The following is a 12,746-nucleotide window of genomic DNA, read 5'->3' as shown; positions in this document are numbered from 1 at the left end:
AAGCCGGACCAGTCCAGCCGCTTTTTCAACCACGACGCAGCCGCACCCGCCCGACTACGCTGCACCCATGCCCCCCGCCGCCTCCACTCCCGCCTACCGCCGTCTGAATGTCGAGGAGCGGCGCAGCCAGCTTCTCGAAGCCGCCCTCACCCTCTTCGCGCACCGCGCCCCCGAAGAGGTCGCCCTCGACGACGTGGCAGAGGCGGCCGGGGTCTCGCGCCCGCTGGTGTACCGGTACTTCCCGGGCGGCAAACAGCAGCTCTACGAAGCCGCCCTGCGTTCCGCCGCCGAAGAGCTGGAGCAGTGCTTCGACGAACCCCGCGAGGGCCCGCTCCTCCCCCGCCTCGCCCGCGCCCTCGACCGCTACCTCGGGTTCGTCGACCAGCACGACGCCGGTTTCAGCGCGCTGCTCCAGGGCGGGAGCGTCGTGGAGACGTCCCGTACGACGGCCATAGTGGACGGTGTCCGGCGGGCCGCCGCCCTGCACATCCTCAGCCATCTCGGCGTCGCCGAACCCGGCCCCCGTCTGCGGATGACCGTACGGATGTGGATCACGGCCGTGGAGGCGGCCTCGCTCATCTGGCTCGACGAGGACAAGCAGCCGCCGGTCGACGAGTTGCGGGACTGGCTGGTGGAGCAGTTCGTGGCGGTGCTGTCGGTGACGGCCCGGCGGGACCCGCAGACCGCCGCGCTGGTCCAGGGCCTCGCGGCGGATGGCTGACACTGGTGGCGTGAAGAGCGAAGAGACCCCCTTCGAGGGCGGCCCGATGGACGGACGTTCCCTGCCCGTCCTGCTCGGCCCCACCGGAACCCCGCCGAAGACCTACCGCATCCCGGTCCCCGACGACGCCGGCGGCCCGCCCACGGTCCTCGTGTACCGCCGGGTCCCGCGCGCCCACAGCAAACGGCTCGGGCTGCCCAAGGGTTGGAAGTACGAGTACTCCGCCGGAGGTGAAAAAGGGGAGGGCAAGCGAAGCGACGCGCTCAAGTGGCCCTGGTCCAAACCGGATGCCAAGCCGGACTCCGCACCAGACGCCACGCCGGGCGGCAAGCCGGACGACACCCATGGGTGACGGGGTTACGCCGAACCGCGCACACCCAACGCGCGGACCCGGCGCCCGCGACTGATGCTCACGGTGCGGGGCGGAAGGACCGCCGCGTACCGGAGGTGATGATGTGTCAGGAAGGCTTCTGCGTCTGGTCTGTACGGCAACGGTGGCGGCCGGCACCGTCCTCGCACCGCTGCCCGCCGCGGCCGTACCCGAACCGCAGGCGCCCGGACAGCGCCCCGTGGCCGAACTGCTGACGGACCTTCAGACCCTCTACCGGGAAGCCGAACAGGCCACGGAGACGTACAACGCCACCGAGGAGAAGCTGAAGAAGGAGCGCTCCGAGGTCGACCGTCTCGACTCCGAACTGTCCCGCGCCCGCCTCTCCCTCCACGACAGCCGCGGCGCCGCCGGCAAGCTGGCCCGCCAGCAGTACCAGAACAGCACCGCCCTCTCCCCGTACGTCCGCCTCCTGCTGGCCCGCGATCCGCAGCACGCGCTCGACGAGGGCCATGTCATCGGCCAGTTGGCGCGGGAGCGCGCCGAGACGGTGGGCCGGCTCGTCGGCAGCGAGAAGAAGAGCGACACCCTCGCCCGCGAGGCCCGCAAGGCGCTGGACACCCAACTCACCCTGGCCACACAGCAGAAGAAGGCCCGCGACGACGTACAGAAGCGACTGGCCGACGTCGAGAAGCTCCTCGCCTCCCTCACCCCCGACCAACTCACCGCCCTGGCCACCGCCGAGAAGACCAACACCGACAAGGCCCAACAAGAACTGGTCACTTCAGGCGCCCTCGGCGACGACAACCACGAGCCCTCCCGGGAAGGAGACCGGGCGTTGCGCTACGCGGTACAGCAAGTGGGCAAGCCCTACGAGTGGGGCGCGGAGGGCCCGAAGACGTACGACTGCTCGGGCCTGACATCGGAGGCGTGGGGTCATGCCGGGACCCCGATCCCGAGGACGAGCGAGGAACAGTGGGCCGAGCTGCCGAGAGTCCCACTCAACGAACTACGCCCCGGCGACCTGGTCATCTACTTCCCCGAGGCCACCCACGTAGCGCTGTACCTGGGCGCGGGCCAGGTGGTACAGGCCCCCCGCACAGGCGAGAAGGTCCAGGTATCACCGGTGGCGTCCTACCCCATCCTCGGAGCAGTACGTCCAGATCAAGCGCCCCTTTAGGGGCGCGAGGCTGAGACATTGTGCGGCTTCGCCGCGTGGGCGCGACCAGCCACAACGAACCCGCAGCCGCCAACTCACCGCGCCCCGAACGGCGACTAGGCCCCGGCCACTGAAGCGAGGTACGCCCCCGTCTTCTCCGGGTCATAAAAGAAGTTCTCAAAGTCAGCCGGATCATCAAACGCGTTGGCGAACCGATCCGCCACCGGCTGCAACTGCCCAGCCGCTCCAATGAGGTTGAGAACATGCTCCGGCGGCGGACCGAGCATCGCGTTGGTCCACTTCGTGACATGCCGCGCAGTGTCCCAGTACCGCTCGAACGTCGCCGACATCCAGTCCCCGTCGAACTCCTTCTCCCCGTGCTCGAGGATCGACGCGAGATACGAAGCGGCGCACTTGGACGCCGAGTTGGACCCCTGCCCGGTGATCGGGTCGTTGGCGACGACGACGTCGGCGACGCCCAGCACGAGCCCGCCGCCGGGGAGCTGCCCCACCGGATTGCGGACCGTGGGCGCGTACCGCCCGGCCAACGTGCCGCCCGCGTCGGTGAGTTCGACGTCCCGTGCCCGCTCGTACTCCCACGGCGTGAACTTCTCCATGAGTTCCAGGGTCAGGGAGAGATGGTGCGCCGGGTCCTTGATGCCGTTGAAGACGTCCAACGGGCCGCCGGGTATGCCCTCCCAGAACAGGATGTCCGCACGCCCGGACGTCGTCAGCGTCGGCATCACGAACAACTCGCCCACGCCCGGCACCAGGTTGCAGCGGACCGCGTCGAACTCGGGGTGTTCGGGACGCGGGCCCAGACCGTGGACGTAGGAGACCGCGAGGGCCCGCTGCGGCTCGGTGTACGGGGAGCGCTCCGGGTCGCGGGCGAACATCGACACCAGCTCGCCCTTGCCCGCCGACACCAGGACGAGGTCGTACGTACGGGAGAAGTAGTCGAGGTCGCCGACGGCCGCGCCGTGGATGACCAGTTGGCCGCCGCGCTGCGCGAACGTCTCCATCCAGCCGGCCATCTTGACCCGCTGGTCGACCGACTGCGCGTACCCGTCGAGCTTGCCCACCCAGTCGATCGCGCGCTGTGTCGGCCCCGGGTCGTGCGAGCCGGGGGCGGCGACCGAGACGCCGAGTCCTTCGATCTTCGGGGCCTGGGACTCCCAGAAGTTCAGTTGGAGATCGCGCTCGTGCCGCAGTGCCGTGTCGAACATGCACTGCGTCGACATGACCCGCCCGGAGCGGATCTCGTCCGCCGTCCGGTTGGACATCAGGGTGACCTCGTACCCGTGCGACTGGAGTCCGAGGGCGAGTTGGAGACCGGCCTGGCCGGCTCCGACGACGAGTATCTTCCGCATACGGGTGGTGGCTCCTTGGTCGCGGCCGGTCGTGGTCGAGGACTGCTCGGGGACTACTCGGGAGTGACCTCCAGCGCGTGACCCACGAGCGCGAGCAGCGTCTCGATGGCCGATATCCGCTGCCGCGCGTCCATGATCATTACAGGGACGTGCGCGGGAATCGTCAATGCCTCCCGCACATCCTCCGGATCGAACCGCTCGCTGCCCACGAAATGGTTGACCGCGACGATGTACGGCAGCCCGCAGCTCTCGAAGTAGTCCAGCGCGGGGAAACAGTCCTTGAGGCGGCGGGTGTCGGCGAGCACGACGGCGCCGATGGCCCCGCGCACCAGGTCGTCCCACATGAACCAGAACCGCTGCTGGCCCGGCGTACCGAACAGATAGAGCACCAGGTCGTCGGCGAGCGTGAGGCGGCCGTAGTCCATGGCGACCGTGGTCGTCATCTTGTCCGGGGTGGCCGTGAGGTCGTCGGTCTCCTCGCTGGCCTCGGTCATCAGCGCCTCCGTCTGGAGGGGCTGGATCTCGGACACGGCGCCGACCATGGTGGTCTTGCCGACGCCGAAGCCGCCGGCCACCACGATCTTCGTGGCGACGGGCGCACGGCTGCGGTCCGTCTGCCAGGACCGCGGGTGCTCCTCTTCGTCGAGGAGCGGGGAGACGCCGTAGGCGGCGGCGTCAGAGACGACGGAGTCCACTCAGCACCTTTTCCAGCAGAGCGCGGTCAGGACGGCCCGTACCGTGCGTGGTTCCGGTTCCGTACACACGGATCTTTCCCTGGTCGGCGAGATCGCTCAGGAGCACGCGGACCACACCGAGCGGCATCTTCAGCAGCGCGGCGATCTCGGCCACCGTGCGCATCCGGCGGCAGAGTTCGACGATGGCCCGCATCTCCGGCATCACCCGGGTGTTGAGCGAACCGTTCGTCAACTCCTTGCGCTCCTCCGGGGCTTCGAGCGCCGCCACGAAGGTCTCCACGAGGAGGACATGGCCGAAGCGGGTACGGCCGCCGGTGAGCGAGTAGGGACGTACGCGGGCGGGTTTGCGGTCGCCGCCGCGCACCGGGAGTTTGTTGGGCTCAGGGCTCATCGGGCGCTCCCCGCGGACGCGTCTTCGAGGGATTTCCTTAGCTCGCTGCGGAGTTCGGGCGTCAGCACATGGCCGGCCCGGCCGACGAAGAGCGCCATGTGGTACGACACGACGCTCATGTCGCAGTCCGCGGAGCCGTGCACACCGAGCAGCGAACCGTCGCTGATCGACATCACGAAGAGGCTGCCCTCCTCCATCGCGACCATGGTGTGCTTCACCTTGCCGGAGTCCATCAGCTTCGCGGCGCCGACGGTGAGGCTGCCGATGCCGGAGACGATGGTGGCGAGGTCGGCGGCGGAGCCTCGCGGTCCGCCGCGCTTGGTCTCGAGGGCCTCGCGGGCCGCCGTGTTCCTCTCCGGATCGGAGGAGAGCAGCAGCAGGCCGTCGGAGGAGACGACCGCGACCGACTGGATGCCGGGCACCTCCTCGACGAGGTTGCTCAGCAGCCAGTGCAGGTTGCGGGCTTCACTGCTCAGTCCGAAGGTACTGGGCGCGGTCAACTGCTTGCCTCCTCGACGGTGCCCCCCGTGAGTTCCTCGGATGGTGCGGTCGCGCTGCGCGGTGCCGGGACCGGGTTCTGGCCGGTCTTCTCGGCGATCTCGGCCTCTACGTCGCGGTAGCCGGCGGAGGCTCCTGCGCGGAAGCCGCCCAGTCTGCGGCGTAGGGCGTCCGCGTCTACGGTGCCGGTTCGCTGGCGCGGGGCTTGTGCGGGTTGGGTGATCTTGGGCGTGCGCTTGGGGAGGCCCTTGTCTGTGACGGGGTCCTCGTCGGCTCGTGTGTGCTCGGCCTCGGCTTCGCCTTCGGCCGTGAATGGTTTCCCACCCGCACCACCCGTGACGCTTTCGTTGTCGGGCGCGGGTGGCCCCTGTGGGGCGGATTCGCCGTCGGCGGCTGCCGCTGCCCCCGTCTGGTCCTCTGCCACCAACGGAAGCAAGAGCTCCATCGTCGTTTCCGCCGGAGTCTCCGGGCGCGCCGGGGCTTCGCTTACCTCCACCGCCTTCTCCGCCAAGGCCACCAGTGGGTCCGGGTGTTCCGAACGGCCGCGCAGGACGTTGGAGTTGGCCTCGGCCGTGGCGCCGGGGAGGGAGTAGGAGTGCGTGTCGCCGGTGACCGGGACGGCGGACGGAACCGCCGACGCGGGGGCCGTGGCCAGCAGGGGGCTCGGGAGGACCACGACGGCCGCGATGCCGCCCTGCTTCTGGTCGCGGAGCTGGACGCGGACGCCGTGGCGGTGGGCCAGGCGGGCGACAACGTACAGGCCGAGGCCCAGGCCTTCCTCGCCCTCCTGGTCGTAGGGGGAGTCCGGGTCGAACTCGGCGAGGCGGGCGTTGAGGCTGGTCATGCGGCTGACGGTCATGCCGATGCCCTCGTCCTGGACGGAGAGCATGACCTCGCCGTTCTCCAGGAGCCAGCCGGAGATCTCGACGGGGGCGTCCGGAGGGGAGAACGACGTGGCGTTCTCCATCAACTCGGCCAGCAGATGGGAGAGATCGTCGGCCGCGAAGCCGGCCAGGTGCGCGTGCGGCGGGAGTGCCGAGATACGGACGCGGTCGTAGCGCTCGATCTCGCTGACCGCCGCCCGGACCACGTCGACGAGCGGGACCGGGCCCGCGTGCTGCTGGACGTGTTCGGTGCCGGCGAGGACGAGGAGGTTCTCGCTGTGGCGGCGCATGACCGTGGCGAAGTGGTCGAGCTTGAAGAGGGTGGCGAGGCGGTCGGGGTCCTGCTCGCGCTCCTCCAGGCCCTCGATGACGGCGAGTTGGCGCTCGACCAGGCCCAGCGTGCGCAGCGCCAGGTTGACGAAGGTGCCGCCGATGCTGGTGCGCAGGAGCTCCAACTGCGTTGCGGAGTCGGTGACTTCGGCGCGGAGTTCCTCGCGGGCGTCGGCCATCTTCTGGCGCTGGCCGACGAGGTGCTTGCGGTCGGCCTCCAGGGTGGCGATGCGCTCGTGGAGGGCGGCGGCGTGCGCGTGCAGGGTGTTGACCGAGTTGACGACCTGGGCGAACTCGTCGTTGCGGCCGGTGAACTTGATGGCTTCCTCGGCCGCCGGGTCCTCCGCGCCGGCCAGCCGTGCCGAGCCGCGGCGCAGCACCGACAGCGGGCGAGTGAGGGTGCGGGCCATGGCGGTGGCGATGCCCACGGCGAGCAGCATGAGGGCGCCGAGGACCGCGATGCGCAGTTCCAGCACCTTGACGTCGTCGTCGCGGAGCTGGGCGAGGTCCTTGGCGCGGTCGACGTAGAGCGCGGACTCCTCGCCGCGCATCAGGTCGACCCGGGCGGAGAGGGCCGCGTCGAGCTTCTTCGTGCTGGTGTCCAACTGGCTGTCGGACAGCGTGGGTTGGGCGGTGAGGGAGGTGAGGTACTTCTCGGCGGAGTTGACCTCGGATCCGGTGACCGTGGAGTCGTAGCCGTCGACGGCCGCCTTCGTCGCCGTGTCGCGGAAGTCGGCGAGCGCGGCGTCGGAGCGCAGCCGGGCCTGCTGGGCGGCGGCGCTGAGGGCGTCGCGCTGCTTGGTCTGGGCGCTCGTGGAGGTGGTCTGGGTGACGGAGAGGCCGGTGATGGGACTGGTGACCGTCTCGGTGGTCGTCGGCACGTTCAGGGCGGCCAGGAGCAGTCCCCGGGCGGCTGCGGCCTGCTGGACGGCGGCGTCGAGTTCGGCGAGCGCGTAGGCGCCGGAACCGGCCCGCGGCGGCGTCTGCTCCGCCAACTCCTCGGCCAGCCGGTGCAGTTCGGTGATGGCACCGGAGTACGCGTCGTGCGCCTCCAGCGCACTGCTCTTGCCGGTGAGCGCGGCCCGTCGTACGGCGGCGACGTCGTCGAGGTCCGAGCGCAGCGAGGCGGGGATGTCGGTGTCGGCGCGGAGTTCCTCGACCTGGCGGTCGACGCGGGCGCTGCGGTCCTCGTCGGGCGCCTGGGACTTGGGACGCCCCGCGGCGATGTACGAGGTGACCTCGTCCCGCTCGTCGGCGAGGGAGTGGGCCAGCGACAGCGCGTCCTGGGTCTGCCCGGCAAGCGTCACCAGGTCCTGGGAGTCGCTCAGTTGCCCCGAGGCGGTGATGAGGGAGGGGACACCGGCGGCGGCGATGGCGGCGGCCACGACAGCGACCGCGATGATGAGCCGGTTGCGTACATGGGTGCTGCGCCCCCTGCCCGCGGGGTCGGGCGCGACGGCACCGGTGGCACCCCCCTGAGGGGCCGTCTGCTTGCCTGTGCGTCGCGGCCGCTTTTTCTGCACCGGTGCTCGCATTCCTGACTCGTGATACCCATGGGGCCGGGTGACGCTCCGTCATCCCGGTACGGCGACCCTCCCAGTGCCGGTGGGCGGTGGCCGCGCATCATCCGGGCCCGCCACCCGAAGGAGTGAACCCCGGAGGGGAGTTGGCGGGCAAGTTCCGGCGGCCGCTGGAAAAGCCTTGTGCGCCCTGCCGGTTGGACGTGAGCGGCGCGCTTTGGCAGGATTCGCCGCCACGCATTCCCGGAGTGATCCATTCCCTCCCAAACCAGGCGTCTGACCTGCACGACTGCGGAAATTCGGCGGTGCGTGCCGACCTTTTGCGGAGCCTGTGAAGAGGTCGTGCAGACTGGCCGAATGCGTACGGAACTTGTGTCGGAACCCGGCGACCCGGACCGCCCCAACGAGGACTTCGCGAGCGTCGGCCTTCCGGCCTCGGGACAGGGCGGTTCGCTGATCGTCCTGGACGGAGTGACACCGCCCAGGGGGGAGACGGGGTGTCTGCATTCGGTGCCCTGGTTCACCGCGCGCCTGGGTGGCGCACTGACCGAACTGACCGTTTCCTGCCGGGATCTGACCCTGGCGGAGATTCTCTCCCGGGCGATCCTCCGAACATCCGAGGCCCACGCCACCACCTGTGACCTTTCTCACCCACGCACCCCACAGGCAACGGTGGTGCTGGCCCGCTGGTCACCGCTGGAACTCGAATATCTGGTCCTTTCGGACTCCGCCCTGCTGGTCGATTCCCCAGCCGGTGAGGTGACCGTCGTACTGGACGACCGTCTGTCGCGGCTGCCCCGCGCCGCTCTCGCCACGGACGAGCTGATCGACGCCACGCTCCGTAACAAGGAGGGCGGCTTCTTCACCGCCGCCGCCGATCCGTCGGTCGCGGCGCGGGCGGTGACGGGGTCGCTGCCGCGCGCCGAGGTCCGCGCCCTCGCCGCCCTGACGGACGGGGCGACGAGGTGGGTGGAGAAGTTCGGCCGGGGCGACTGGGCGGAGTGCTTCACCCTCGTGGCGAAGGAGGGCGCGGCGGAGCTGGTGAGCCGGGTGCGGGCGCTGGAGCGGGCCGACGCGCAGGAGCGGACGTATCTGCGGCGGAGCAAGACGCACGACGACGCGACGGTCGGATACGTGGAACTGTGACCGGCCGCCGCCGGGGTGTCACTTCTCCATGACGCCGTTCAACCGGTGGAGCAGCCGGGCGAGTTCGGCGACCTCGCGGCGGTCCCAGTGGGAGAGCTGGCTGACGTAGCGCTCGCGGCGGGCCTCGCGGACGTGGGTGACCCGGCGGCGGCCCTCGTCGGTGAGGTCGACCAGCCAGGCGCGGCCGTCCGCCGGGTCGGGCTCGCGGGCGATCAGGCCCAGCTCCTCCAGGGCGCGCAGTTGGCGGGACATGGTGGCCTTGCCGACGCCGATGTAGGCGGCCAGCTCCGTGGCCCGCTGCCGGCCGTACTCCTCCAGCCGGACCAGCAGGCCGTACGCGGCGGACTCCAGGTCGGGGTGGACCTCGCGGGCCATCTCGCCCTGGTTGGCCCGGGCCCGGCGCAGGAGGAACGTCAACTCGCGCTCCAGGGAGAGGTATTCGGGGTCGGGAAGCCCGCCGCCGCCCGCCCCGATGTCGACCGTCCCGCTGTCGCTTCTGGCCTCGTCCTTGTGCACGTCAGCACTCATGGTCCGCTTTCCTGATCGTGAAAGTCGCCGCAGTTTCGCCAGTATTTCGCAGGGTGGGATCTACGTGCGACAAAGGCCCGGGCCCCTCGTGAAAGGGACCCGGGCCTTCGCCCGACCGGTGGCGTCCGTCACGCCGCCACCGGAACCTCCGACGTCGCGCCGTTCGTCGCGGGCGACAGGGCCAGCTCCAGGACCTGGCGGACATCCGTCACCGCGTGGACGTCGAGCTTGTCCAGGACCTCGGCCGGGACGTCGTCCAGGTCGGGCTCGTTGCGCTTCGGGATGATCACGGTGGTGACCCCGGCCTGGTGCGCGGCGAGCAGCTTCTGCTTCACACCGCCGATCGGGAGCACCCGACCGGTCAGGGAGACCTCACCCGTCATCGCCACGTCCGTGCGGACCAGTCGGCCGCTGAGCAGCGACGCCAGGGCCGTCGTCATCGTGACGCCCGCGCTCGGGCCGTCCTTCGGCACCGAACCCGCCGGGAAGTGGATGTGCACGCCCCGGTCCTTCAAGTCGCCGACGGGCAGCTCCAGTTCGGCGCCGTGCGAGCGCAGGAACGACAGGGCGATCTGCGCGCTCTCCTTCATCACGTCACCGAGCTGACCGGTCAGGGTCAGACCCGCCGCGCCCGTCTCCGGGTCGGCCAGCGACGCCTCGACGTAGAGGACGTCACCGCCGGCGCCGGTGACCGCGAGGCCGGTGGCGACACCGGGGACCGCCGTGCGGCGCTCCGCCGGGTCCTGGGCGGACTCGGGCACATGGTGCGGCCGGCCGATCAGACCGCGCAGGTCGGCGTCGGTCACCGTGAACGGCAGCTCCCGCTCGCCCAGTTCGTGCTGTGCGGCGATCTTGCGCAGCAGCCGGGCGATCGACCGCTCCAGGGTGCGGACGCCCGCCTCCCGGGTGTACTCACCGGCGAGCTTGCGCAGCGCGCTCTCGTCGATGACGACCTCGTCGTCCTTGAGCCCCGCCCGCTCCAGTTGGCGCGGGAGCAGGTGGTCACGGGCGATGACGACCTTCTCGTCCTCGGTGTAGCCGTCCAGCCGGACCAGTTCCATCCGGTCGAGCAGCGCCTCCGGGATGGCTTCGAGCACGTTGGCCGTCGCCAGGAACACCACATCGCTCAGGTCGAGTTCGACCTCCAGGTAGTGGTCGCGGAAGGTGTGGTTCTGCGCGGGGTCGAGGACTTCGAGCAGGGCGGCGGCCGGGTCGCCCCGGTAGTCGGACCCCACCTTGTCGATCTCGTCGAGCAGGACCACCGGGTTCATGGACCCGGCCTCCTTGATGGCGCGGACGATACGGCCCGGGAGGGCACCCACGTACGTACGCCGGTGTCCACGGATCTCGGCCTCGTCCCGAACCCCACCCAGCGCGACCCGGACGAACTTCCGGCCCATCGCGTGCGCGACGGACTCGCCGAGCGAGGTCTTGCCGACACCGGGCGGACCGACGAGGGCCAGTACGGCACCGCCGCGCCGGCCGCCGACGACACCCAGCCCGCGCTCGCTACGGCGCTTGCGCACGGCCAGGTACTCGGTGATGCGCTCCTTCACGTCCTCCAGACCGGCGTGCTCGGCGTCGAGGATCGCCTTGGCCCCCTGGATGTCGTACTCGTCCTGGGTCCGCTCGTTCCACGGCAGTTCGAGAACGGTGTCCAGCCAGGTGCGGATCCACGACCCCTCGGGCGACTGGTCGCTGGACCGCTCCAGCTTCTCGACCTCCTTGAGCGCGGCCTCACGGACCTTCTCGGGAAGATCGGCGGCCTCGACGCGGGCACGGTAGTCGTCGGACTCCTCGCCGTCGCTCGTGTCCCCGTTCAGCTCGCGCAGTTCCTTGCGGACGGCTTCGAGCTGGCGCCGCAGCAGGAACTCGCGCTGCTGCTTGTCGACGCCTTCCTGCACGTCCTTGGCGATGGTCTCGGCAACGTCCTGCTCGGCGAGGTGGTCGCGCAGGTGCTGGGTGGCGAGCTTCAGCCGGGCCACCGGGTCGGCGGTCTCCAGCAGCTCGATCTTCTGGTCGGTGGTGAGGAAAGGCGAGTAACCGGAGTTATCGGCAAGCGTGGACACATCATCGATGGCCTGCACGCGGTCGACGACCTGCCAGGCCCCACGCTTGCGCAGCCACGCGGTGGCCAGCGCCTTGTATTCCTTCACGAGCTCGGTCACGGAGCCGGGCAAGGGCTCGGGCAGGCTCTCGTCGAGCGCGGTGCCCTCGACCCAGAGCGCGGCACCGGGACCGGTGGTCCCGGCCCCGATCTTCACGCGGCTACGGCCGCGGATCAGCGCACCCGGGTCGCCGTCGGCCAGCCGGCCGACCTGCTCGATGGTGCCGAGCACGCCGGTGCTCGCGTAAGTCCCGTCGATGCGTGGCACCAGCAGGACCTTGGGCTTTCCCGGCTCGGACCCCGCGGCGGCCTGGGCGGCCTCCACGGCGGCGCGTACATCGGTGTCGTTCAGGTCCAGCGGAACCACCATTCCGGGCAGCACGACCTCGTCGTCGAGCGGCAGCACGGGCAGGGTGAGCGGTGTGGACGTCGAAGCCATGATCTCCCCTTAGGCAGTCAAGTTGAGCTATGCCGACTCAATGCTTGGGCGCCTTCGATTGTTCCCCAGGCGTTGTTCGCCGTGAGCGATCAGGGAGAGGGGGTCCGCCTCCGTGCAGGTCAACACGGAAAGGGGGTGGGGGCTTCCCGGGGGAATGGGGCTCTTACGGCAGGGCGGGGCGCCGGGGAGAACCGGGTGCTCCGGCAGCCCGCGGACGACCATCCGTCCCAGCCCGACATCGCCGCACTGCTCACCGACCGGACGAGCGCCGGCGGCGAGGTCATGCATCCCTTCAGATCCATCGAAGGAGTCGTGACGACGGCGCCACCGGTGTGATCCCCATTCGCCGAGCGACCCATGCTCACTACTCTGCCGCTCATGCCAAGCGCCACCAGCCCCGCCAACACCATGCTCCAGCGCCTCTCGTGCTGCATCTGCGGCCAGAGCACCGAGGACGCCGACGACTACGTACTCCTCGGGATCAGCGCCCCCGGCATCCCCACCGAGCAATGGCTCGGCGCGCACGCCGAACACCTCAACAGCGTCCTCGCCCGCGGCTTCTCGGTCGAGGTGCACACGATGTAGCCCGGGCGTGCGGCGGCCCCGAGCAGCTCACGCAAGGCTCGGCAC

13 protein-coding genes are annotated in these 12,746 nt (G+C 70.3%); 6 read left to right on the top strand and 7 right to left on the bottom strand.

The genetic code is table 11. The annotated features are described in order from the left end of the window. The first annotated feature begins 67 nt into the window (after positions 1-67). The 3 genes from OG223_RS35140 (at position 68) to OG223_RS35130 (ending at position 2,229) form a co-directional block, all read left to right on the top strand. Positions 68-721, top strand: coding sequence for a TetR/AcrR family transcriptional regulator (locus tag OG223_RS35140; protein ID WP_329257355.1), 654 nt, complete (start codon positions 68-70; stop codon positions 719-721). Positions 722-731: 10 nt separating this feature from the next. Next, positions 732-1,073 (top strand): hypothetical protein, encoded by a 342-nt coding sequence (locus OG223_RS35135; protein ID WP_329257352.1) that lies wholly within the window; start codon positions 732-734, stop codon positions 1,071-1,073. A 103-nt stretch (positions 1,074-1,176) separates the two neighbouring features. Next, a complete protein-coding gene (locus tag OG223_RS35130; protein ID WP_329257349.1) occupies positions 1,177-2,229 on the top strand; it encodes a C40 family peptidase in 1,053 nt (350 codons plus the stop codon). A 95-nt stretch (positions 2,230-2,324) separates the two neighbouring features. On the opposite strand, the gene OG223_RS35125 is transcribed toward OG223_RS35130, so the two are convergent. The 5 genes from OG223_RS35125 to OG223_RS35105 are packed head-to-tail and all read right to left on the bottom strand — an operon-like array spanning position 2,325 to position 7,899. Next, on the bottom strand, positions 2,325-3,578 hold the full coding sequence (locus OG223_RS35125) for a styrene monooxygenase/indole monooxygenase family protein (RefSeq protein ID WP_329257346.1): 1,254 nt from the start codon (positions 3,576-3,578) through the stop codon (positions 2,325-2,327). Positions 3,579-3,631: 53 nt separating this feature from the next. Continuing rightward, positions 3,632-4,273, bottom strand: a complete 642-nt coding sequence (locus tag OG223_RS35120; RefSeq protein WP_329257344.1) for a GTP-binding protein — start codon at positions 4,271-4,273, stop codon at positions 3,632-3,634. Further along, entirely contained in the window at positions 4,254-4,664 is a 411-nt protein-coding gene (locus OG223_RS35115) for a DUF742 domain-containing protein (protein ID WP_329257341.1), read from the bottom strand. The genes OG223_RS35120 and OG223_RS35115 overlap by 20 nt, the downstream gene beginning before the upstream one ends. Beyond that, positions 4,661-5,164, bottom strand: coding sequence for a roadblock/LC7 domain-containing protein (locus OG223_RS35110; protein ID WP_329257338.1), 504 nt, complete (start codon positions 5,162-5,164; stop codon positions 4,661-4,663). Before OG223_RS35110 ends, OG223_RS35115 begins: the two co-directional genes overlap by 4 nt. After that, positions 5,161-7,899, bottom strand: a complete 2,739-nt coding sequence (locus tag OG223_RS35105) for a sensor histidine kinase (RefSeq protein WP_329257335.1) — start codon at positions 7,897-7,899, stop codon at positions 5,161-5,163. Before OG223_RS35105 ends, OG223_RS35110 begins: the two co-directional genes overlap by 4 nt. 354 nt (positions 7,900-8,253) lie before the next feature. On the opposite strand from OG223_RS35105, the gene OG223_RS35100 reads away from it, so the two are divergent. Continuing rightward, complete coding sequence (locus tag OG223_RS35100; RefSeq protein ID WP_329257332.1) at positions 8,254-9,042, top strand: protein phosphatase 2C domain-containing protein; 789 nt, start codon at positions 8,254-8,256, stop codon at positions 9,040-9,042. 18 nt (positions 9,043-9,060) lie between these two features. On the opposite strand, the gene OG223_RS35095 is transcribed toward OG223_RS35100, so the two are convergent. Together OG223_RS35095 and lon are read right to left on the bottom strand one after the other, a co-directional pair. Next, positions 9,061-9,570, bottom strand: a complete 510-nt coding sequence (locus OG223_RS35095; RefSeq protein WP_329257329.1) for a MarR family winged helix-turn-helix transcriptional regulator — start codon at positions 9,568-9,570, stop codon at positions 9,061-9,063. A 128-nt stretch (positions 9,571-9,698) separates the two neighbouring features. Beyond that, entirely contained in the window at positions 9,699-12,116 is a 2,418-nt protein-coding gene (gene lon / locus OG223_RS35090; RefSeq protein WP_329257326.1) for an endopeptidase La, read from the bottom strand. Between the two features lie 195 nt (positions 12,117-12,311). Here lon and OG223_RS35085 point away from each other — a divergent pair, with 195 nt between their 5' ends. Next, entirely contained in the window at positions 12,312-12,452 is a 141-nt protein-coding gene (locus tag OG223_RS35085) for a hypothetical protein (RefSeq protein WP_329257322.1), read from the top strand. A gap of 42 nt (positions 12,453-12,494) precedes the next feature. Continuing rightward, a complete protein-coding gene (locus OG223_RS35080) occupies positions 12,495-12,701 on the top strand; it encodes a hypothetical protein (RefSeq protein WP_329257319.1) in 207 nt (68 codons plus the stop codon). Positions 12,702-12,746: the final 45 nt, after the last annotated feature.

Origin of the sequence: Streptomyces sp. NBC_01478 (genome assembly GCF_036227225.1) — a bacterium.
Taxonomy (GTDB): domain Bacteria; phylum Actinomycetota; class Actinomycetes; order Streptomycetales; family Streptomycetaceae; genus Streptomyces.
This window is presented reverse-complemented; position numbering and strand designations above follow the sequence as displayed.